Source organism: Methylobacterium sp. 4-46, assembly GCF_000019365.1.
Classification (GTDB): Bacteria; Pseudomonadota; Alphaproteobacteria; order Rhizobiales; family Beijerinckiaceae; genus Methylobacterium.
This window is the reverse complement of the sequence record NC_010511.1, coordinates 7132422-7152407: the sequence shown is the minus strand read 5'-3', so window position 1 is coordinate 7152407 and position 19986 is coordinate 7132422. Positions and strand designations below refer to the sequence as shown.

Genomic DNA, 19986 nt, shown 5'->3' with positions numbered 1-19986 from the left:
CCCCGCCCCGCGTCAGAACTTCGCGCGCGAGCGCTGCAGCCTGCCGAGGTTCTCCGCCTGCGAGTTCGGACTCGTCGGGAACAGCCCCAGCACCGGCGAGGATTCCGCGTCCGCGTTGGTGGCGTCCCAGATCGCCGCGAAGCGCTTGACGAAGGCCTGGACCTTGGCCGGGTCCTGGAAGCTCGCGATGTCGATCTTCTGCTTGATGAGCGCGGCGCGGCGCACGAGCGCGTCGCTCGTCGCGGCGCCGCTCGTCGCCGGGAGCCCGAGCACCACGTTGGCGACCTTGGTCAGGGCCGGGTCACTCAGGATGTCGTAGGGGCTGCTGAGGGTCGGGGCCATGCGCGTGAAGTAGAGCGCGAGGCGCACGCCCGTGTCCTTCTCGCCCTCGTCGCGCTCGATCGCTTGGTTCAGGTAGGCCAGCGTGACCCGCTGCGCCCGGGCGCTCATCGGCAGGGCGGAGCCGAAGCCGACATCCGCCAACTGCCGCCCCTCCGCCGGGGCCAGATTCTGGATCGTGATGGTGCGGACCTGCCCGCCCCCCTCGTAGAGGACGTCCGCGTAGGCCCCCGTGCCGCCGGGCTTGCCGTCGGGCCCGAGCGAGGCGAAGGCGGTCGTCTCGAGGAACAGCTCGCCCTTGGCGCCGAGGCTGGCCGACACCTTGCCGGCGAGGTTCGCCTCGCCCGAGGCGGCGATCTGGCTGTTGATCGCCGCGACCAGCTCGGCGGGCGTGACGCGCGCGAGGTCGGACACCGCGTCCCTGAGCGTGGACTTGTTGAGGACGATGGTGGCGCTCTTGGTGGTCGTGGCATCGACCCGCGAACTGATCGTGAAGCGGGCCTCGACCTTGTCCGAGAAGTCCATCGCCTGGCCGAGCGGGAAAGCTCCGCTCAGCCGGGCCGGAATCGCCGGTCCGAGCCTGTAATCAGCGTAGGTCTTGCCGGTCATCACCGGGTCGGCGCCCTGCGCCGTGACATCCGTAGCGAATTGGAACTGGCGCGCGAACTCGACGTAGCGCTGGTCGGCGAGGCGGTTGGCGAAGCTCGAAGGCGACGCCACGCCTTCGGTCAGCACCCGCCGCATGAACGCCTTGGCGTAGATCATCTCCTCAAGTCCGTGCGCCCTCATGGCGTAGGCGTACAGGCGGTCATCCTTCATGAAGTCATCGACCGACTTCACCTTGCCGATATTGGCGGTGAAATAGTCGGTGTCGCGCCTGACCGTCTTCTCGTTGGCCTTGCGCGTGAGGGTCTTGGTGATGTCGCGCGTGAGGAGCTGATAGCTCGTGAAGGTCGAGGTCACGACGTCGTCTCCGGCTGCGGATGCGGGAGGGCACCGCCGGGTCCTGCCCGGCCTGCCCCGACCTTACGTCATGCATCCTCTGGAACCGGTAAACCGCTTTCCTTGCGTCAGGCTCGACGACCCGGGCTACCGGCGCGCGACCGACCCGCCCGGGGGGATGATCGTCTCGGAGGTGACGACGATCCAGCCGCCGCCGGAGGGCAGGATCGACAGGACGCGCCCGGCGCCGGGCAGCTCGGTGCCGGGCTCCACCCGGCGCAGGCCGCTCGGCCCCTCGATCAGGGCGACGCCCTCCTGCACGCCCCGCACCGTGTAGCCCCGCCCGGCCGGCTCGGTCCTGGCGCCGCCCTGGCCGGGCGCCGTCGGCGTCCGCGGGTCGGGCAGCGAGCCGGTCACCAGCGGGTCGAGATCCTGCGGCGGCGTGGCGGTGATGCCGCGCTTCCAGGCCATCGGCCCGGCGGTCGGCGGCACGATCGGGCGGAGCTCGACCGGCATCGGTCCTCCGACGAAGGTGTAGGCGGCGAACCCGGTCGTCGCGATGCCGAGCCCGATCACCGCCGCGAAGGTCGCCCGCTCCAGGGCGGCCGCGCGCACCCGGCGCCGGATCTCGGCGGTGGTCAGGCCGGACTCGAAGATGAGGGACGCGCGCCCGCTCGTCCCGGTCGGGGCCGGGGGTCTGGAGGGCTGGGGCCCGGATGCCGGCAGCTTGGCGGCGCGCGGCGGCTGGCGGGGAGGGCGGGAAGCGACGGGCATGACCGGCTCGGCGAGGATCAGTTGCCAAGACTTGAAAGGATTTGGTTAAGGTCGCGTTAACCTTCGGTCGCCGGGCCTCGCCCGGGAGGGGCTTTGCCCCGGCGCGGCCTCGCCCTAGGCTCGGGAGGAGCGGCGTTCCGGCGCGCAGCGGGACCGGGGGGACAGGTCGGAATGGACGACGCGAAGGAGCACTCGGCGGGCCGGAACCGGGATCCGGGCGCGGGCCGCCGGCACCGGGTGCTGCAGCAGGGCCGCATCGTCCTGGGCAGCGACCAGCTCGTCCCCTGCACGGTGCGGGACCTGTCGCGCAGCGGCGCCAAGATCCGGATCGACCGCGCGGTCGCGCTGCCCGAGCGCTTCGCGCTCTATATCGCCGGACACAACCTGCGCAGCGTGACGGTGGTCCTGCGCTGGCGGCGCGGCGACTTCGCCGGCCTCGCCTTCCTGTCGGATCCGCGAGGATCCGTGTCGGATCCGCGAGGATCCGTGTCGGATCCGCGAGGATCCGAGGCCGATCCTCGCGGATCCGGGGCGGACCCTGGCGGATCCTCGCGGATCCGAGGCGGGTCCGCGCCGGATCCTTCGGGAGCCCGGCGCGATCCGGCGGATCAGCCGACGAAGCTGTAGCCGACCATCCGCTTGGCCTCGATCGGGTCGCGCCCGATGCGCTGCCGCAGCTTCTTGCGCAGCTTGCTGATGTGCCCCTCGACGACGCTCTCCTCGACGTCGCTGGCGTGATCGCCGTAGACCGCGTCGAAGATCTGGGTCTTGGTGAGCCAGCGACCGCGGTTGCGGGCGAGGTATTCGAGGATGTGGCGCTCGCGGCGCGGCAGCATCAGGCTCTCGCCGTCGATCTCGGGATCCCGGCCGTCGAAGTGCACGACGAGCCGCTCGGCCTGCTGGGGCGCCGCGCTGCGCGGCTCGCCCCTGTTCATCCGGCGGCGGATCGCGTCGGCCCGGGCCAGGATCTCCCGGACGTGGACGGGCCGGCGGACCACGTCGTCGATGCCGGCAGTGAAGAGGTCCAGGGTCTGCGCCAGGGACCGCGTCTCGCTGAGCGCGATGATCGGTGCCCGCGACAGCCTGCGCAGAATGGCGGTGTCGGCGGCGCGGTGCTGGTAGTCGCCGATCAGGAAACCCTCGACGCGGTCGAGGTCATCGCGCGACCGAGCGTCGAGCCAGGTCCGCAGGGTGTCCGCGTCGAGGCTCCGGGAGGGCACTCCATGCTCGTTGAAGCCCGCCACGTACTCGGCCGCGACGCCCTGCCGCTCATCGATCACGATATACACTGCCCTTGCCCCCAAAAGACATTGGCCAGTTTTGCAAGGTCAGGACCGAAGCCTGTTGCTCGGCGCTTCTCGATCCCGGCCGGTTCACACGCATTCGCTGCACGCGTTGCTGATCAGCCTCGGATATCGAGGCTGGAAAGCGATTGCGGCAAGGCGCTTGCGATGGGCCGATGTTTGAGAGGGCGCGGTTAATTAATGGTTAACAGGGTTTAGCAATTTTTAACCTCGAAACGCGGACACGGCCCGCCAATCACCAAGCGCGCGCGCGGCGAGGTGTTGCGGCCGCCGTGACGCGACGGCACCCCTGTCAATGCCCGGTCGATGACCTGCGGGGCACCGGCGGATGTGCTGGCAAAGATCTTGGGATTGTCGCGCCCGGGCCACGGGCGACCGGCATAGATCGCGCGGCTTAATTCAGGGCGTGGGGAATGGCGGCGGCCGCCCCGGTGCCGCAGTGGACCGCAGCGGGCCGCGCCGCAGGGCCGGCAGCGGTCGGCCAGCGCGGCGTCCCGGGCGGGGCGGCCGTCAGTCCGGCTTGCGGGTCGCGCGGCGCGCCCGCAGCGCGATTCCGGCCGGATCCAGGGTCTTCTGCCAGCCGCTGCGCCCCTCGGCGAGGCCGTGCATGCGGTAATGCACCAGGGGGTTGATGCCCGCCTCGGCCACGTCGGGATTCGCCGAGAGATAGCCCGACGTGCTGAACTGCGCGGAGGGATCGCGGCCCTCCTTCCACCCGAAGGTCAGGTAATGCTCCAGGGGATCGCAGCCGTGCTCGGCCACGTCCGGATAGGTGGCGAGGTAGAAGACCGGGTCGAAGCCGCCCATCGACCAGGTGGCGCGGGAGGGAGCACGGGACGCGGCGCGGGACTTGGGGCTGCGGCGACTGGTCATCGATACCACCGGTCCATCTCCGTCCTACAACGCAAGGCTGAGCGATCTGCTCGGCCCCGCGTGACCCTCACCTTGAGGAATGCGTCCGCCGCGCCGGGAGCCCGGCGCGTGCGCCGACCATAGCGCCGCGGCCGGCGGCGGGCCAGGACCCGATCGCCCGCCGTTCGGACGAGGTCATCCTCGCGCCGATCCGCGCCCGGCGCAATCGCCCGGATCGCCGCCGCGGGCGTCAGCGCCGCTGCCCGGCCCGCCGCGGCGGGGCGTCCCCGCCCTCGTCGAACAGCTCCGCCAGCTTCTCGGTCATCACGCCGCCGAGTTCCTCCGCGTCGATGATGGTGACGGCGCGCCGGTAGTAGCGGGTCACGTCGTGCCCGATGCCGATGGCGAGGAGTTCCACCGGCGAGCGGGTCTCGATCTCCTCGATCACGTAGCGCAGGTGGCGCTCCAGGTAGTTGCCCGGGTTCACCGACAGGGTCGAATCGTCGACCGGGGCGCCGTCCGAGATCACCATCAGGATGCGCCGCTGCTCGGGCCGCCCGAGCAGGCGCTTGTGCGCCCAGTCGAGGGCCTCCCCGTCGATGTTCTCCTTGAGCAGCCCCTCGCGCATCATCAGGCCGAGATTCTTGCGCGCCCGGCGCCAGGGCGCGTCGGCGGCCTTGTAGACGATGTGGCGCAGGTCGTTGAGGCGGCCGGGCGAGGGCGGCTTGCCCGCCTTCAGCCACTCCTCGCGGGCCTGGCCGCCCTTCCAGGCCCGCGTGGTGAAGCCGAGGATCTCGACCTTGACGCCGCAGCGCTCCAGGGTGCGCGCCAGGATGTCGGCGCAGGTCGCCGCCACGGTGATCGGGCGCCCGCGCATCGAGCCCGAATTGTCGAGGAGGAGCGTGACCACCGTGTCGCGGAAATTCGTGTCCTTCTCCTGCTTGAAGGACAGGGGCTGGAACGGGTCCATGACCACCCGCGGCAGGCGGGCGGGGTCGAGCTGGCCCTCCTCCAGGTCGAACTCCCAGGCCCGGTTCTGCTGCGCGAGGAGCCGCCGCTGCAGGCGGTTGGCGAGGCGCCCGACCACGCCCTGCAGGTGGGCCAGCTGCTTGTCGAGGTAGGAGCGCAGCCGCCCGAGCTCGTCCGCGTCGCAGAGATCCTCGGCGTGGATCACCTCGTCGTACCTGGCGGTGTAGACCTTGTAGTCGGGACCGCGCACCTCGTTGGGGCGCGGGGTCGGCGGGCGCCAGGATTCGGAGGCCTCCTCCGAGTCGGCGTCCTCGGCATCGTCCGGCAATTCGCCGGAGGGCGCGTCGGCGGCCTCGGTCGCGCCCTCGTCGAGGTCGTCGGAGGCCTCGTCCGAGACGTCGACCTCGGCCCGGTCGCCCTGGGATTGCTGCTCCGCCTCGCCCTCGCCGGCCTGCTGCTCGTTCTCCTGCGCCTCGTTCTCGTCCTCGCTCTCCTCGTCCTCGGGGTCGAGGGGGGCGTCGTCCGCCATGTCGAGGGAGGAGAGGAGGTCGCGCACCGCGCGCGCGAAGGCGCGCTGGTTCTCGAGGCTGCCGAGGAGCCCGTCGAGGTTCCGGCCCGCGCGCGCCTCGACGAAGTCGCGCCAGAGCTCGACGATGCGGCCGGCGGCCTCCGGCGGCTTCTGGCCGGTCAGGCGCTCGCGCACCATCAGGGCGACGGCATCCTCCAGCGGCGCGTCGGCCCGGTCGGTGATCTCCTCGTACTTGCCGCCGCGATGGTAGCGGTCCTCCAGCATGGCGGTCAGGTTCCCGGCCACGCCGGCCATGCGCCGCGAGCCGATCGCCTCGACCCGGGCCTGCTCGACGGCGTCGAAGACCGCGCGGGCCGGCGCCCCCTCGGGGGCGAGCCGCCGGTGGATCGCCGCGTCGTGGCAGGCGAGGCGCAGGGCCATCGAATCCGCGTGGCCGCGCAGGATCGCCACGTCGGCGGCGGAGAGCTTGCGGGGCGGCTCGGGCAGGCGGGCCTTGTCGGCGGTCAGCGCCGGCCGGTCGGAGGCGAAGGTGACCTCGACCTCGGGCCTGCGGGCGATGGCCCGCAGCGTTCCGGCGAGCGAGCGCTTCAGCGGCTCGGCGGCCGGCTCGCGCTTCTCGCCTGGCTTGCGGTTGGAAATGGACATCCGGCTACTTCTTCACCGCGTCGAGATCGAAGGAGCGCTCCGGGAGATCGTCCCAAGCGTCGGGGCAGGTGTCGGGGCAGCAGTCGGCGCAGGCGTCCGGGAAGGCCTCGGGCTGCCGGTGGGTCTCGTCGGCTGCCCGGAGCCCGGCCTCCTCGCAGGCCTCGGCGCGCGCGGCGTCGCGCTGGTCCCCGCGGCTCGGGCCGTCCGCATCGCCCGGGCGTCGAGGTCGCGCGCGGCCCGGTCCCCGGCGGGACCGGCCGCGCCGCGCCGTTCCGTGAGAGCCGGGTCCGCCATGCGCGCCTCCGTCAGCTCAGCGCGACGTTCACCGCGCTCTCGGGCAGCTCCTTGCCGAAGGAGCGCTGGTAGAACTCGGCGACGAGCGCCCGCTCCAGCTCGTCGCACTTGTTGAGGAAGGTGACCCGGAAGGCGAAGCCGATGTCGTTGAAGATCTCGGCGTTCTCCGCCCAGGTGATCACGGTGCGCGGGCTCATCACGGTCGAGAGGTCGCCGTTGATGAAGGCGTTGCGGGTGAGGTCGGCGACCCGGACCATCTTGTTGACGATGTCGCGCCCGCCCTCGCCGCGGTAGTGCGTCGCCTTCGACAGCACGATGTCGACCTCGCGGTCGTGCGGCAGGTAGTTGAGGGTGGTGACGATGGACCAGCGGTCCATCTGACCCTGGTTGATCTGCTGCGTGCCGTGATAGAGGCCGGACGTGTCGCCGAGGCCGACGGTGTTCGCGGTGGCGAAGAGCCGGAAGGCGGGGTGCGGGCGGATCACCCGCTTCTGGTCGAGGAGCGTCAGGCGGCCCGACACTTCGAGCACGCGCTGGATCACGAACATCACGTCCGGGCGGCCGGCATCGTACTCGTCGAAGACGAGCGCGACGTTGTTCTGCAGCGCCCAGGGCAGGATCCCGTCCTGGAAGGCGGTGACCTGCTTGCCCTCCTTGAGGACGATCGCGTCCTTGCCGACGAGGTCGATGCGCGAGACGTGGCTGTCGAGGTTGATGCGCACGCAGGGCCAGTTCAGCCGCGCGGCGACCTGCTCGACGTGGGTCGACTTGCCGGTGCCGTGATAGCCGGTGATCATCACCCGGCGGTTCCGGGCGAAGCCGGCCAGGATCGCCAGCGTGGTCTCGCGGTCGAAGATGTAGTCGGCGTCGAGGTCGGGGACGTGCTCGTCCGTCTTGGAGAAGGCCGGCACCTCGAGGTTCGAGTCGATCCCGAACACCTGGCGCACGGACACCTTCATGTCCGGGAGAGCGGGTGGTGTGTCTTCAGCAAGCATAAGGGCCTCGTCGGGGCAGGGGTGCCTCGGGAAGGGCGGCCCTGCGGATGTCGCGACGGCGCGGGGGTGCCGGCTGGCGCCGCCTTTCCTTATCGTTCTGGGGGAGCCGGCGCAAACGTGCCAACACCCCTGATATAGGCGAGGTCGCGCGGGATGCGAGCCCTGCCGGGCCCCCGGATGCGAGATCCGTGCCCGGCCCCGGCGAGGGCCGGACCTCAGCAGAGGCCGGCGGCCCGCAGGGTGTCGTGGGCCCGGATGATGTCGCGCAGGCGGTCCTCGAAGGCGCGGTCGCCGCCATTGGCGTCGGGGTGGAAGCGCTTCACCAGGGCCTTGTACTGGGCCTTGATGGCGGCGGCGTCGGCGCCCTCCTCCAGGCCCATCACGTCGTAGGCCTTGCGCACGGGGGCGGAGTAGCGCGGCCGCGGCGGCTCGGCCCGGGCGCGCCCGTCCTCGGGCGCGACGCCCGCCGCCCGCAGGACGCCGAGCGGATCGACGTAGTCCCAGTCGCGCGGCGCGGAGGCCGGCCGGCTCGCCCCGCGGGCGGTGCCGTTGACGCCCATCGCCCAGGTCGGCCGGTGGCCGATCACCGCGTCCTTCTGGAAGGCCTGCACGGCGGCGTCGTTCATGCCGGCGAAGTAATTGTAGGAGGCGTTGTATTCGCGGACATGCGCCATGCAGAAGCGCCAGTACTGGCCCTCCTGCTTGCGGCCCTTGGGGGCGCGGTGGAGCCCCGGCTGGGTGCAGCCCGGGCGCTCGCAGACCGGACCCTCCGTCGTGGTGTCCTCGCACGTCGGCTTGATGCGGATGCGGTCGAACAGGGGCGAGTTGAGATCCATGGCGGGGCGATTATGAGGGGCCCCGGGCGGGGCACAAGGGCTGGGGGCCTGATGCCGCAGGCTCCCGGAACGGATTGACACGGGCGGGTGGATCCGCCCCCGGGAATCACCCCGGCGCGCGAGGAGAATCCCGATGAGCTTGGCGGAGTGGATCAGGGAAACGCTGGAGGAGCGGTTAAGGCCGGAATCCCTGGCGGTGATCGATGAATCGCACCAGCACGAGGGCCATGCCGGCGCCGCCCCGGGCGGGGAAACCCATTTCCGCCTCGATGTGGTGTCGCAGGCCTTCGAGGGGAAGAGCCGCGTCGAGCGTCACCGCATGGTGAACGCGCTGCTCGACGAGGCCTTCAGGCGCGGCCTCCACGCGCTCGCCCTGCGGGCGCGCACGCCCGCGGAGGCGGCGGAGGCGGCAGCGTCGCGCTGAGCGCGGGGGCCCGCGGCGCGAAGGCGTAGACGGCCGTGGCGGCGAGCAGGGCCGCCCCGAAGCCGGCGAACAGGCGCGCGTAGAGCCCGGCCGGGTCGAGCCCCTCGGCCCGCAGCACGAAGGCGGCCGAGAGACCCTGCGCGGCGCCCGCCCCGCCCATGAACAGGATGTTCATGAAGGAGACGCCCCGGCCGAGCAGGTGGGCCGGGAAGAAGCGCCGGGCATGGGCCATCAGGATGGCGTAGCTGAGGCCGGCGGCGCCGATGACGGCGAGGAGCGCCACGGCCAGGGCGGCGGAGCCTGCGCCCGCGAGGCCGAGGAGCACGAGGGCGAGGCCGGTGACGAGGCAGCCGCCGAGGGCGGTGCGCTTGGGATCGCGGACCAGCCGCTCCAGCGGCCCGTAGCCGATGGCGCCGAGGGCCATGGCGGCGCTCATGGCGAGCGCCCCGTTGCCCCGCGCCAGGGCGTCGAAGCCGTGCACGCTGCCCAGATAGGCGCCGATCCAGAGCGAGCGGATGGCGATCACCACCGCGTAGCTGACGAGGACGACCGGGAAGATCGGCCACAGGGCGCGCATGCCCGCGATCGCCGCGAAGCCCCGCAGCAGCCCGGTCCGGGTGGGATCCCGGATGCGGGCCGGATCGCGGATCAGGGCGAGGACGAGGAGCGCGCACGCGGCCGTGACGGCGGCGAGGCCGAGCAGGATCGGCCGCCAGCCGAGCGCCCGGGAGGCGAGGGCGAGCGGGGTCGCGCCCAGGAGATCCCCGGCCGTGCCGAAGCCGATCATCAGCGATGACAGCATGGCGAAGCGCTCGGGCGGGTAGAGCCGGCCGAAGACGTAGAGGCTCCCCATCAGCGCCGGGGCGCAGCCGAAGCCGATCAGCGCCATGCCGGCGAGCGCCCCGGCGAAGCCCCCCGCCGCCGCGAGGGCCCCGGTCCCGAGGGATGCCAGGGCCAGGAAGGCCGCCACGGTGCGGCGGGGCCCGAACCGGTCGAGGCAGAACCCGGTCGGGATCTGGGCGAGCGCGAAGGCGGCGAACCACGCCGAGGAGAGCAGGGCGAGGTCGGAGCCGGAGAGGCCGAGGTCGCGCCCGAGATCCGGGGCCACCATGGCGAGGAAGCCGCGGTCGAACTGGCTGATCGTGTAGGCGAGGAGGAGGACGAGGAAGGCCGTCACGGCGGCTCCGGGGCGAGGTTGGGCGAGGGGAGGCCCGGCCTCGCCGATCCTAGGGGCTCTCATGGACCGCGGACAGGTGTCGTGCTGGCCAGGGCCGGGCGCCGGCACGGGTGGCCCCGCCCCGCAAAGGCGAGCCTCCGACCCCGCTACCCGGCCGCCTTGGCGCGCCCGCCCAGATAGGCCGCCCGGATGTCGTCGTTCGCCCAGAGCGAGTCCGGCGAGCCGCTCAGCACCAGCTGGCCGGTCTCCAGCACGTAGCCGCGATCCGCCACCGACAGGCCCATCCGGGCGTTCTGCTCGACGAGGAGCACCGTCGTGCCGCGGCGGCGCACCTCGGCGATGATGGAGAAGACCGCCTGGACGATCACCGGGGCGAGGCCGAGCGAGGGCTCGTCGAGGAGCAGGATCCGGGGCTTGGCCATCAGCCCGCGGGCGAGCGCGACCATCTGCAGCTGGCCGCCCGACAGGGTCCAGCCGAGCGCGTCGCCGAAGCGGCGGATGTCGGGGAAGAGCTCGAACATGCCCTCCGCCTCGTCGCGGATCCGGCGGGCGGAGAGCCCGGTCCGGTTCGAGGCGCCGAGCATGATGTTCTCGCGCACGGTGAGGCCCGGGAAGACCCGCCGCCCCTCAGGCACGTGCGCGACGCCGCGGCGGACGATCTCCTCGGGCTTCAGGCCGACGAGGGGCTGGCCCTCGAACAGCACCTCGCCGCCGGCCGGCTTGACCAGCCCGGAGATGGTCTTGAGCGTCGTCGACTTGCCGGCGCCGTTCGAGCCCAGCAGGGTCACGACCTCGCCCGGCTCCACCGCGAAGGAGACGCCGCGCACGGCCTCGATCTCGCCGTAGCGCACGGTGAGGTCGCGGATCTCGAGGAGTGCCATTCCGTCCTCCTCAGGTCGGCGCGAGGTCGGTCCGCAGGCCCGGATCGCGCAGATCCGCCGCCTCCTGACCCAGATAGGCCTCGATCACGGCGGGCTCGCGCAGGACCGCGGCGGTGACGCCGTCGGCGATGCGCCGGCCGAAATTCAGCACCGTGATGTGGCTCGCCACGTCGCTCACCAGCGTCATGTCGTGGTCGATGATCAGGATGGTGACGCCCTTGGCGGCGACCCGGCGCAGCAGGCCGGTGAGCGCCCCCTTCTCGGTGCTGTTGAGGCCCGCCGCCGGCTCGTCGAGCAGCAGCAGCACCGGGTTGCCGGCGAGCGCCCGGGCGATCTCGATCAGGCGCTGGTGGCCGTACGAGAAGGCCGAGACCGGCTCGTCCGCCCGCGCCTCCAGCCCCACGAAGGCGAGCGCCGCCCGCGCCCGCGCCTCCAGGGTCGCCCGGTCGCGGCCCTCGATCGGGTTGCCCGGCCGCTCGGCCCCGATGACGACGTTCTCGAGCGCGCTCATCGAGCGGAACAGGCGGATGTTCTGGAAGGTCCGGCCGAGCCCGGCCGCCGCGCGGGCATGCGGCGGCGCGTGGGTGATGTCCTGCCCGTCGAGGCGCACCCGGCCCGCGGTCGGCCGGTAGAGGCCCGAGAGCACGTTGAGGGTCGTGGTCTTGCCCGAGCCGTTCGGGCCGATCAGCGCGTGGATGCCCCCGCGGGTCACCGTGAAGGAGACCTCGTCCACGGCCTTGAGGCCGCCGAAATGCTTGGCGAGCCCCTCGACCTCCAGCACCGGCGCGGGCCCCGCCGCGCCCTGCGTCAGCGCGAGGTCGCCGGCCCGCGGCGCCGCGGCCCGGCCGGGGCGCAGGCGCTTCACCTGGTCGCCGAGGAAGCCCCAGATCCCCTCCGGCATGAACACCACAATCAGGATCACCGCGAGCCCGTAGATGGCGAGGTAGAGGCCCGGAATCTCCTTCAGGAAGCGCAGCCATTCGGGGATGAGGATCAGGAGCCCGGTGCCGATCACCGCGCCCGCCGGCGAGCCGACGCCGCCGAGCAGCGCCATGGTCAGGAACACGATCGACTCGGCGAAGGAGAACTGGTCCGGGCTGACATAGGTGAAGCTGCCCGCGAAGAGCCCGCCGCCGAGTCCGGCGAGCAGCGCCCCGATCGCGAAGGCCATCACCTTGGTGCGGTAGACGTCGATGCCGGTGACGCCCGCCGCGAGCTCGTTGTCGCGCACCGCCCGCATGGCGCGGCCGAGCCGGGTGCGCGGCATGTGCCAGACGAGCCAGGCCACCACCGCCAGCACCGCGAGGCAGAGGCCCAGATAGGCCTGCCCGTCCGAGAACAGGGCCGGGCGCTGGATGCGCGGCACCCCGTCGGGCCCGTGCGTGACCGGGATCCAGTTCACCAGCACCAGGGTGAGGATCTGCTGGAAGCTGATCGTCACCATGGCGAGGTAGTGGCCGCCCAGCCGCAGGGTCGAGGCGCCCAGGAAGGCGCCCGCCACCAGGGCGGCGAGCATGCCGGCCGCGAGGCAGAGCCAGAAGCTCACCCCGAGATCGACGGTGCCGAGGCCGACCGCGTAGGCGCCGAGCCCGAAGAAGGCCGCCTGCGCGAGATTGATCTGCCCGCACAGGCCCAGCACCACGGTGAGGCCGATCACCGCGATCGCGTAGGTGGCGGCCTGCATCAGGATGTTGAGCAGGTAGCCGTTGACCGGGTTCGTCACCGCGAGGGCGACGATCCCGGCCGCCAGGGCGGCGTAGAGCAGCGAGCCGAGGGGCAGCCGACGGGCGGGAGCGGCGGGGGCGACGTCCGCCCGGGGAAGGGGAGAGCCGGTCATGCCTTCTCCGCGATGCGTTCGCCGAACAGCCCCTGGGGCCGCAGGATCAGGAAGGCCACGAGGACGATGAAGGCGAAGGCGTCCTTGTAGGGCACCGAGATGTAGGCCGCCCCGAAGGTCTCGATGATGCCGAGCGCCAGCCCGCCGATGATCGCCCCCGTGACGTCGCCGAAGCCGCCGATGATGGTGGCCGCGAAGGCCTTCAGGGCGATCGTCGCCCCCATCTGGATCGACACGAACAGCACCGGCGCCACCAGGATGCCGGCGATGCCGCCCAGCACCGCGCTGTACACGAAGGTCAGCATGATCATCCCGGCCACCGGGATGCCCAGCAGCGCCGCCATCTCCTTGTCCTGGGAGGTGGCCTGCAGCTTCTTGCCGATCAGCGTGTGCTCGAAGAACCAGTACTGGAAGGCGACCAGCACCGCCGTGACCGCGATGATCAGCAGGTACTGGCTGTCCAGGAAGACCGGCCCGAGCAGGATTCCCTGCGTCTCGAAGACCGGGGGCAGCACCTGCGGCTGCGGCCCGTAGAGGGCGAGCGTGGTGTTGGCGAGGAAGATCGAGGCGCCGATGGTCGAGATGATCACCGGCAGGTAGGAGCGGTGGCGCAGCGGGTAGTAGACGCCGAGGTTGAACAGGGCCCCGAGCAGCGCCATCCCGCCGATCGCCAGCAGGAAGGACAGCCAGTAGGGCCATTCCAGGTCGACCGCGAAGACGACCATCAGGAAGGCGGCCACCATCGAGAACTCGCCCTGGGCGAAGTTCACCACGTTCGTGGCGCGGAAGATCAGCACGAAGCCGAGCGCCACGAGGGCGTAGACGGCGCCGATGCCGATCCCGGTGAAGAGGAGCTGGAGGACGAGGTCCATGCGATCCGCCCGGGCCGGCGAGGGGGGAGGCCCGTCCGGGGACGGGCCGGCGGAGGTGGTCAGCCCTGGTTGAAGTCGATCCGCTTGTCGAAGACGATCGACCCCTTGTCGTTCTTCACGACGTTGTAGCCGTGCAGGCCGTCGCCGTTCTTGTCGAAATTGTAGGTGCCCTCGGCCCCCTCGTGGCCGCGGATGGAGAGGAGCGCCTCGCGGATCGCCTGCGGGTCGGTCTTCCCGGCCTTGTTGATGGCCATGGCCAGCACCGTCACGGCGTCGTAGGTCCAGGAGGATTGGTTGTCGGGCGCGATCTTGGTGACCGCCCGGTAGGCCTTGCCGAAGGCCCGCGCCGCCTCGCTCGATTCCTCGGCGTAGTCCGCCACCCCGTAGGTGCCGAACAGCGAGGGGCCGGCGAGCTTCAGCGCCGTCACGTTGACGATCGAGGGCGAGCCGACCCAGGGCACGGTGACCCCGAGCTGGCGCAACTGCCGGGCGAAGATGCCGAGGTCGTTCTCGAAGGTGAAGTAGGAGCCGATCACCTCGGCCCCCGACTGGCGGATCGCCAGCACGACCGGCGTGAAGTCCTGGCTCTGGTTCGAGTAGCCCTGGTCGAGGGCCACCGTCGCGCCCGCCTTGGCCAACGCCTCGGTGAGCGCCTTGGCGCCGCTGGTGCCGAACGCGTCCGTGGAGTGGATCACCGCCCACTTCTTCTTGGAGAGAGTGTTGACGCCGAAATCGGCGATCACCCGGGCCGAGTAGCTGTCGTTCGGCCGGAAGCGGAACAGCCAGGGATTGCCCATCTGGGTCAGCACCGGGTCGGTGCCGCCGAAGCAGACCGGCTTGCCGGTCTTGAGGATGTCGGGCGCCATGGCGTGGTTCTGGGTCGAGCGGATCGAGCCCAGGAACCCGACGAGGTCGCTCTGCGAGGCGAGCTTGGAGAAGGCCAGGACCGCGCCCGGATTGGTGGTCTGGTCGTCCTCGGTGACGATCTCCAGCGGCTTGCCGAGCACGCCGCCGGCCTTGTTCACCGCCTCCAGCGCGATCTTGGCGCCGTTGAGCGCGAAGCGCCCGGCATCCGCGCCCGGCCCCGTCACCGGCAGCACCATGCCGATGCGCGTCGTCGCGCCGGCACCCTGCGCGCAGGCCGAGCGGATCACGCCGGGGAACGCTGCTCCGACCGCCGCGGATGCGGCGCCGCCCAGGAAAACGCGACGCGTCGTCCTCATGAGGTCTTCCTCCCAATGCTCCGGTCTCGAGGCCCGGTTGTGGGTGCGGAGTGGACACCGGCAGCGCTGCCATGTCCAGCCCCGGAGCCGGGACGCGTGGCGAATGCTGTGCGGTGAGGGGGAAGCGGGCGGCAGGTCGGGGCGCCCGGCATCGCCGGATTCCGCAAAAATCCCGCCGCGGCTTGGATCCCCCCTCGCCATTCGCTATTCGCCATCCGCCAAGAAGAGTTTCCGGGAGGATCCCATGCGCATCGCCGCCGCCGGCCTGACCGCCTTCGTCCGCGACATCTTCATCGGGGAGGGCTGCGCGCCGGAGGAGGCGGAGCGGATCGGGCGCTACCTCGTCGCCGCGAACCTCACGGGCCATGACAGCCACGGGGTGATTCGCGTGCCCCGCTACGTCGCGTGGTTGCGCGAGGGCGAGGTCGTGGCCGGCCGGACCCCGGAGGTGGTGAGCGACACTCCGGCCTTCGCGCTGATCGACGCGCATTACGGCTTCGGCCAGACCGCCGGTCCCTTCGCGACGGACCTCGGCATCGCCCGGGCCCGGGCGAACGGGGTCGCCATCGTGGCCCTGCGCCATGCCGGGCATCTCGGGCGGATCGGCGAGTGGGCCGAGCAGGCGGCGGCGGCGGGCCTCGTCTCGGTGCATTTCGTCAACGTGGCGGGCAGCCTGCTCGTCGCCCCGTTCGGCTCGGTCGACCGGCGCTACTCGACCGCCCCCTTCGCGGCGGGGTTCCCGGTCGCCGGGGGCGAGCCGATCATCCTCGACTTCGCGACCTCGGCGGTGGCCGAGGGCAAGGTGCTGGTGGCCTCGCAGGGGGGCAAGCCCCTGCCCGAGGGCGTGCTGATCGAGCCGGACGGGCGCCCGAGCCAGGACCCGCGCACGCTCTTCGGCCCCTACGACGGCACGGCGGAGCGCGACAACCGGCGCGGGACGGGGGCGATCCGGGCCTTCGGCGAGCACAAGGGCTCCGGCCTCGCGCTGATGTGCGAATTGCTGGCCGGGGCGCTCACCGGCTCGGGCACGGCCGGCCCCGGCCCGAAGCGCTTCTGCAACGGCATGCTGTCGATCTACATGACGCCGGAGGCCTTCGGCTCGGCGGACGCGGTCGCGACCGAGACCCGCACCTATCTCGACTTCTTCAAGAGCGCCCGCCCGGCCGCGCAGGGGGGCGAGGTGCTGCTCCCCGGCGAGCCCGAGCGCCGCACGCGGGCGCAGCGCCTCGCCGAGGGCGTGCCGCTGCCCGACCCGGTCTGGGCGACGCTCCTCGAGGCCGGCCGGCCGCACGGGCTCGACGGAGAGACGTATCGCGGCTGAGCGGCCGCCTCCCGCGGCGCTCCCCCCGCCGCGGCGCTCCCCCCGCCGCGGCGCTCCCCCCGCCGCGGCGCTCCCGCCGCCGCGGCGGGGGCCGCAGGCGGACCGTCGCGGGAATCGGCCAGGATGGGCCCGATGACGGACCCGAACGGGCTGGCGCCCCTCCGGGGCCGGCTCTGCAGGAGATGGCCCTTGCTGCGTCGATGCCTCCGCGCCCGCCCCGGAGCCCTTCCGGGGGCCCTTCTGGGCGCCCTTCTGGTCGCCCTTCTGCCGGCCCTGCCGGTCCTCGCGCAGCAGGAGCCGGCGCGGACCGACCGGCGCGTGCCGCTCGAACCGACCGCCTGGCCCTTCACCGCCATCGGGCGCGTCAACGTCGTCACCGGGCCGGCCCATCACGGCCATTGCACCGGCACCCTGGTGGCGCCCCGGCTCGTCCTCACCGCCGCCCATTGCCTGTTCGACGACCGGATCGGCGGCTACGTGAAGCCGCACCAGGTCCACTTCGTGGCGGGCCAGGCCCGCGACCGCTTCGGCGGGCACGCGGTGGCCCAGGATCTGCGGATCGCCCCCGGCCTCGCCCTGGAGCGGGCGACCCGGCCCGGTCCCCGCCCGATCACCCAGGAGATGATCCGGCACGATTGGGCCGTCATCACCCTCAGGGAGGCGCTCGACGGCGTGAAGCCGGTGCCCTGGCGCCTCCTGCCGGGGGCCGACCTGCCCGGGAGCCGGCAGGGGGCCGTGGTCGCGGTGGCGGGCTACGCCTTCGACCGCCCCTACCTGCCGGTGATCCACCGCGGCTGCTCGGCGCGGATCGACGTGCCGGCCCCCGGGCAACTGACGGACCTGTGCGATTCCGGCTCGGGCGAATCCGGCGCCCCCGTCCTCCTCCTGGAGCCGGACGGGACGGCCGCCCTGGTCGGCATCCACACCGCCGTGGGCGGGGGCGAGCGGGTCGGCAACGCCGTCCGGGCCCATCTCGGCTTCGGCGTCGCCGCGGCCGCCTTCGCGCCGGTGCTCGACGAGATGGCCCGGCGCTGACGCGGTCGCAGCGCGGCGCGGCGGCCCTATCTGGTCGGGACAGCGCCTGCCCCCGGATGCCGATGACCACGCACGCAGCGACACGATCCGCGCCGTCCCGCGACGGCGAGATCATCGAGACCGACGTCTCCTCCCGGCTCGACCGGCTGCCCTGGGGCCGGTTCCACACCCTGGTGGTGCTGGCCCTCGGCATCACCTGGATCCTCGACGGGCTGGAGGTGACGCTCGCGGGCGCGCTCGCCGGGGCCCTGCGCGACAGCCCGACCCTGCGCTTCAGCAATGCGGAGATCGGGCTCGCCACGTCGAGCTACCTCGCCGGCGCCGTGCTGGGGGCGGTGGGGTTCGGCTGGCTCACCGACCGGCTCGGGCGCAAGAAGCTGTTCTTCGTCACGCTCGCGGTCTACCTCGCGGCCACCGCCGCCACCGGCTTCTCCTGGGACCTCTGGAGCTTCTGCCTGTTCCGGTTCCTCACGGGGGCCGGGATCGGCGGCGAGTACACGGCGATCAACTCGACCATCCAGGAACTGATCCCGGCCCGCGCCCGCGGCTGGACCGACCTCGTCATCAACGGCTCGTTCTGGCTCGGCGCCGTGCTGGGGGCGGGGGCCTCCCTGATCGTGCTCGATCCCTCCCTGTTCGGCCCCGATCACGGCTGGCGGGCGGCCTTCCTGCTCGGCGCGGCGCTCGGCCTCGTCATCCTGCTCCTGCGCACCTGGATCCCCGAGAGCCCGCGCTGGCTGATGACCCATGGCCGCGCCGCCGAGGCCGAGGCCGTGGTGGCCGGGATCGAGGCGCGGTTCCGCGCCGAGGGGCACGTTCTGAGCGAGGGGCCGTTCCGGACGGCGCGCCTGCGCCAGCGCCGGCACACGCCGCTCTCCGAGGTCTTCCGGACGCTCGCCCGCTATCGCCGGCGCGCGGGGGTCGGGCTCGCCCTGATGTCCGCCCAGGCCTTCTTCTACAACGCGATCTTCTTCACCTACGGGTTGATCCTGATCGACTTCTACAAGGTGCCGGCCGGGGCGGTCGGCTGGTACATCCTGCCCTTCGCGGCCGGCAACTTCTTCGGGCCGGTGGTGCTCGGGCGGCTGTTCGACACGCTCGGCCGCAAGCCGATGATCGCGGCGACCTACGGGATCTCGGGGGTGCTGCTCGCCCTGAGCGGGGTGCTGTTCCAGCAGGAGGCGCTGACCGCGACCACGCTCACGCTGAGCTGGATGACCGTGTTCTTCTTCGCCTCGGCGGCGGCGAGTTCGGCCTACCTGACCGTCAGCGAGGTGTTTCCCCTGGAGATCCGGGCGCTCGCCATCGCGGTGTTCTACGCCGTCGGCACCGGGATCGGGGCGGCGGGGCCGGCCCTGTTCGGGGTGCTGATCGAGGGGCAGTCCCGGTCGGCGATCCTCGGCGGCTACCTCGCGGCCTCCGCCCTGATGATCGCGGCCGGGATCGTCGCGGGGATCTGGGGCGTCGCGGCGGAGCGGCGCTCGCTGGAGGAGGTCGCGACCCCGCTCGCCGCGGCGGAGTAGGGCCGCTCAGCGCAGGAGCGCCCGCATCCCCTCCCAGATCTCCGCCACGACCCGGCCGGCGGGCTCGGCCCGCGCGAAGCCGGCCGCCTGCCCGGCCCAGGCCTGCATCCGCGCGAGGTCGCCCTCCCGGGTCGCGGCCTCGCGCATGGCCCGGGTGAGGGCGCGCTGCACCGGGTACGGCGCGGGCGCCGGCGCGTCGGGGGCGGTCGCGGCCGCCACGTAGGCGGTGGCGAGGCTGCGCCCGGCCCGGCCGCTGAAGACCCGGGCCACGCGCGTGTCCTCCGGCCGCGCCCGCGCGAGCCCCTCGGCCCAGGCGGGGCTGAGCCTCGCCTCCGGGCAGCGCAGGAAGCCGGTGCCGATCTGGACGGCGCTCGCCCCGAGGAGGAGCGCCGCCGCGGCGCCCCGCGCCTCCGCGATGCCGCCGGTGGCGACGACCGGGATCCGCACCGCGTCGGCCACCGCCGGCACGAGCGCCATCGTGCCGACCATCCCGGCCTCGGCGCTCCCCGCCTCGAAGCAGCCGCGATGCCCGCCGGCCTCGGCGCCCTGGACCACCACCGCGTCGGCGCCGGCCGCCTCGGCCGCGAGGGCCTCGGCCACGGTCGAGACGTTCGCCCACCAGGCGATGCCCCGGTGCTTCAGGCGCGCCACGAAGGCGGGCGGGTAGAGGCCCATCACCGAGGAGACGATGGGCGGCGCGGCCTCCAGGAACGCCTCGCACTGGGCGGCGAAGTCGGGGGGCGCCGCGTCGCCCGCCTCCGGCGGCACGGCGGGGCCGAAACCGCCGAGGAAGCCGCGCAGGCGCGCCTCGTGCTCCGGGTCGCGGCGGGGCGGCGGGTCGGGGATCCAGAGGTTGAGCTGGAACGGCCCGCGGGTGCCCGCCCGCACCTCCGCCGCCCAGGCCAGGATGGCGGCGGGCGGCATCAGCAGGGCGCCGCAGGCGCCGAGCCCGCCCGCCTCCGCCACGGCGATCGACAGGGAGGGCGGGCAGGCGCCGGCCATCGGCGCCAGCAGGATCGGCAGGCGCAGGCCGTAGCGGGCGCAGAAATCCTGCGCGCGGGCGAGGGCGGGGTGGGGCGCGGACATGCCGGCAGTGAAGCGCCGCCGCGGCCGGGCCGCAAGTGGGTGCGGGACGACAAGTGGGTGCGGGACGAGAAGCCCGGTCCGGCGGATTGACTTCGCACCCGCACAACGCCATATCGGGGCTGCAGCGT

The 19986-nt window shown here is 72.7% G+C and carries 18 protein-coding genes; 5 read left to right on the top strand and 13 right to left on the bottom strand.

From position 1 onward, the window contains the following. Positions 1–12: 12 nt before the first annotated feature. Both M446_RS31450 and M446_RS31445 read right to left on the bottom strand, forming a co-directional pair. The gene (locus M446_RS31450) at positions 13–1302 is read right to left on the bottom strand and encodes a DUF1217 domain-containing protein (RefSeq protein WP_012336136.1); all 1290 of its coding nucleotides are present in this window, start codon (positions 1300–1302) and stop codon (positions 13–15) included. A 126-nt stretch (positions 1303–1428) separates the two neighbouring features. Next, positions 1429–2055 (bottom strand): hypothetical protein, encoded by a 627-nt coding sequence (locus M446_RS31445; RefSeq protein ID WP_012336135.1) that lies wholly within the window; start codon positions 2053–2055, stop codon positions 1429–1431. 171 nt (positions 2056–2226) lie between these two features. Here M446_RS31445 and M446_RS31440 point away from each other — a divergent pair, with 171 nt between their 5' ends. Then, positions 2227–2682, top strand: coding sequence for a PilZ domain-containing protein (locus M446_RS31440; protein WP_012336134.1), 456 nt, complete (start codon positions 2227–2229; stop codon positions 2680–2682). On the opposite strand, the gene M446_RS31435 is transcribed toward M446_RS31440, so the two are convergent. The 5 genes from M446_RS31435 to M446_RS31415 all read right to left on the bottom strand — a co-directional run bounded on the left by M446_RS31435 (position 2664) and on the right by M446_RS31415 (position 8479). Further along, positions 2664–3344 (bottom strand): response regulator transcription factor, encoded by a 681-nt coding sequence (locus M446_RS31435; protein WP_012336133.1) that lies wholly within the window; start codon positions 3342–3344, stop codon positions 2664–2666. The two genes, M446_RS31440 and M446_RS31435, sit on opposite strands and share 19 nt — an antisense overlap. A 525-nt stretch (positions 3345–3869) precedes the next feature. Further along, positions 3870–4232 carry a hypothetical protein gene (locus tag M446_RS31430; protein ID WP_012336132.1) on the bottom strand — a complete coding sequence of 121 codons (363 nt, stop codon included), beginning with the start codon at positions 4230–4232 and terminating at the stop codon, positions 3870–3872. Between the two features lie 229 nt (positions 4233–4461). Continuing rightward, entirely contained in the window at positions 4462–6354 is a 1893-nt protein-coding gene (gene cobT, locus M446_RS31425) for a cobaltochelatase subunit CobT (RefSeq protein WP_012336131.1), read from the bottom strand. Between the two features lie 305 nt (positions 6355–6659). After that, positions 6660–7643 (bottom strand): cobaltochelatase subunit CobS, encoded by a 984-nt coding sequence (cobS, locus tag M446_RS31420; protein WP_012336130.1) that lies wholly within the window; start codon positions 7641–7643, stop codon positions 6660–6662. A 215-nt stretch (positions 7644–7858) separates the two neighbouring features. Further along, positions 7859–8479: a J domain-containing protein gene (locus M446_RS31415; protein WP_012336129.1), complete on the bottom strand. Its 621-nt coding sequence runs from the start codon at positions 8477–8479 to the stop codon at positions 7859–7861. Between the two features lie 133 nt (positions 8480–8612). Between M446_RS31415 and M446_RS31410 the strand changes: the two genes are divergently transcribed. Continuing rightward, complete coding sequence (locus tag M446_RS31410) at positions 8613–8903, top strand: BolA family protein (RefSeq protein WP_012336128.1); 291 nt, start codon at positions 8613–8615, stop codon at positions 8901–8903. On the opposite strand, the gene M446_RS31405 is transcribed toward M446_RS31410, so the two are convergent. From M446_RS31405 to M446_RS31385, 5 genes are all read right to left on the bottom strand, one after another. Further along, positions 8827–10080: an MFS transporter gene (locus M446_RS31405; protein WP_012336127.1), complete on the bottom strand. Its 1254-nt coding sequence runs from the start codon at positions 10078–10080 to the stop codon at positions 8827–8829. The genes M446_RS31410 and M446_RS31405 overlap by 77 nt on opposite strands. Before the next feature lie 146 nt (positions 10081–10226). Further along, positions 10227–10961 carry an ABC transporter ATP-binding protein gene (locus M446_RS31400; RefSeq protein WP_012336126.1) on the bottom strand — a complete coding sequence of 245 codons (735 nt, stop codon included), beginning with the start codon at positions 10959–10961 and terminating at the stop codon, positions 10227–10229. A gap of 10 nt (positions 10962–10971) precedes the next feature. Then, positions 10972–12798 (bottom strand): ABC transporter permease subunit, encoded by a 1827-nt coding sequence (locus M446_RS31395; RefSeq protein ID WP_012336125.1) that lies wholly within the window; start codon positions 12796–12798, stop codon positions 10972–10974. Then, positions 12795–13670 (bottom strand): branched-chain amino acid ABC transporter permease, encoded by an 876-nt coding sequence (locus M446_RS31390; RefSeq protein ID WP_012336124.1) that lies wholly within the window; start codon positions 13668–13670, stop codon positions 12795–12797. The genes M446_RS31395 and M446_RS31390 overlap by 4 nt, the downstream gene beginning before the upstream one ends. 59 nt (positions 13671–13729) lie before the next feature. Then, positions 13730–14893 (bottom strand): ABC transporter substrate-binding protein, encoded by a 1164-nt coding sequence (locus M446_RS31385; protein ID WP_012336123.1) that lies wholly within the window; start codon positions 14891–14893, stop codon positions 13730–13732. 244 nt (positions 14894–15137) lie between these two features. Between M446_RS31385 and M446_RS31380 the strand changes: the two genes are divergently transcribed. From M446_RS31380 to M446_RS31370, 3 genes are all read left to right on the top strand, one after another. Further along, positions 15138–16214 carry a malate/lactate/ureidoglycolate dehydrogenase gene (locus tag M446_RS31380; RefSeq protein ID WP_012336122.1) on the top strand — a complete coding sequence of 359 codons (1077 nt, stop codon included), beginning with the start codon at positions 15138–15140 and terminating at the stop codon, positions 16212–16214. A 189-nt stretch (positions 16215–16403) separates the two neighbouring features. Beyond that, on the top strand, positions 16404–17249 hold the full coding sequence (locus M446_RS31375; protein ID WP_043701839.1) for a trypsin-like serine peptidase: 846 nt from the start codon (positions 16404–16406) through the stop codon (positions 17247–17249). 56 nt (positions 17250–17305) lie between these two features. Further along, complete coding sequence (locus M446_RS31370; RefSeq protein WP_012336120.1) at positions 17306–18772, top strand: MFS transporter; 1467 nt, start codon at positions 17306–17308, stop codon at positions 18770–18772. A gap of 6 nt (positions 18773–18778) precedes the next feature. Here M446_RS31370 and M446_RS31365 read toward each other — a convergent pair whose 3' ends face one another. Continuing rightward, on the bottom strand, positions 18779–19858 hold the full coding sequence (locus tag M446_RS31365) for an NAD(P)H-dependent flavin oxidoreductase (protein ID WP_012336119.1): 1080 nt from the start codon (positions 19856–19858) through the stop codon (positions 18779–18781). Positions 19859–19986: the final 128 nt, after the last annotated feature.

Excerpts from the sequence above, each read along its gene's own strand:
- M446_RS31370 (WP_012336120.1), top strand. The coding sequence starts at position 17,306 with ATGCCGATGACCACGCACGCAGCGACACGATCCGCGCCGTCCCGCGAC.
- M446_RS31385 (WP_012336123.1), bottom strand. The coding sequence starts at position 14,893 with ATGAGGACGACGCGTCGCGTTTTCCTGGGCGGCGCCGCATCCGCGGCG.
- M446_RS31395 (WP_012336125.1), bottom strand. The coding sequence starts at position 12,798 with ATGACCGGCTCTCCCCTTCCCCGGGCGGACGTCGCCCCCGCCGCTCCC.
- cobS (WP_012336130.1), bottom strand. The coding sequence starts at position 7,643 with ATGCTTGCTGAAGACACACCACCCGCTCTCCCGGACATGAAGGTGTCC.
- M446_RS31440 (WP_012336134.1), top strand. The coding sequence starts at position 2,227 with ATGGACGACGCGAAGGAGCACTCGGCGGGCCGGAACCGGGATCCGGGC.
- M446_RS31430 (WP_012336132.1), bottom strand. The coding sequence starts at position 4,232 with ATGACCAGTCGCCGCAGCCCCAAGTCCCGCGCCGCGTCCCGTGCTCCC.
- M446_RS31410 (WP_012336128.1), top strand. The coding sequence starts at position 8,613 with ATGAGCTTGGCGGAGTGGATCAGGGAAACGCTGGAGGAGCGGTTAAGG.
- M446_RS31365 (WP_012336119.1), bottom strand. The coding sequence starts at position 19,858 with ATGTCCGCGCCCCACCCCGCCCTCGCCCGCGCGCAGGATTTCTGCGCC.
- M446_RS31390 (WP_012336124.1), bottom strand. The coding sequence starts at position 13,670 with ATGGACCTCGTCCTCCAGCTCCTCTTCACCGGGATCGGCATCGGCGCC.
- M446_RS31380 (WP_012336122.1), top strand. The coding sequence starts at position 15,138 with ATGCGCATCGCCGCCGCCGGCCTGACCGCCTTCGTCCGCGACATCTTC.
- M446_RS31415 (WP_012336129.1), bottom strand. The coding sequence starts at position 8,479 with ATGGATCTCAACTCGCCCCTGTTCGACCGCATCCGCATCAAGCCGACG.
- M446_RS31445 (WP_012336135.1), bottom strand. The coding sequence starts at position 2,055 with ATGCCCGTCGCTTCCCGCCCTCCCCGCCAGCCGCCGCGCGCCGCCAAG.
- M446_RS31400 (WP_012336126.1), bottom strand. The coding sequence starts at position 10,961 with ATGGCACTCCTCGAGATCCGCGACCTCACCGTGCGCTACGGCGAGATC.
- cobT (WP_012336131.1), bottom strand. The coding sequence starts at position 6,354 with ATGTCCATTTCCAACCGCAAGCCAGGCGAGAAGCGCGAGCCGGCCGCC.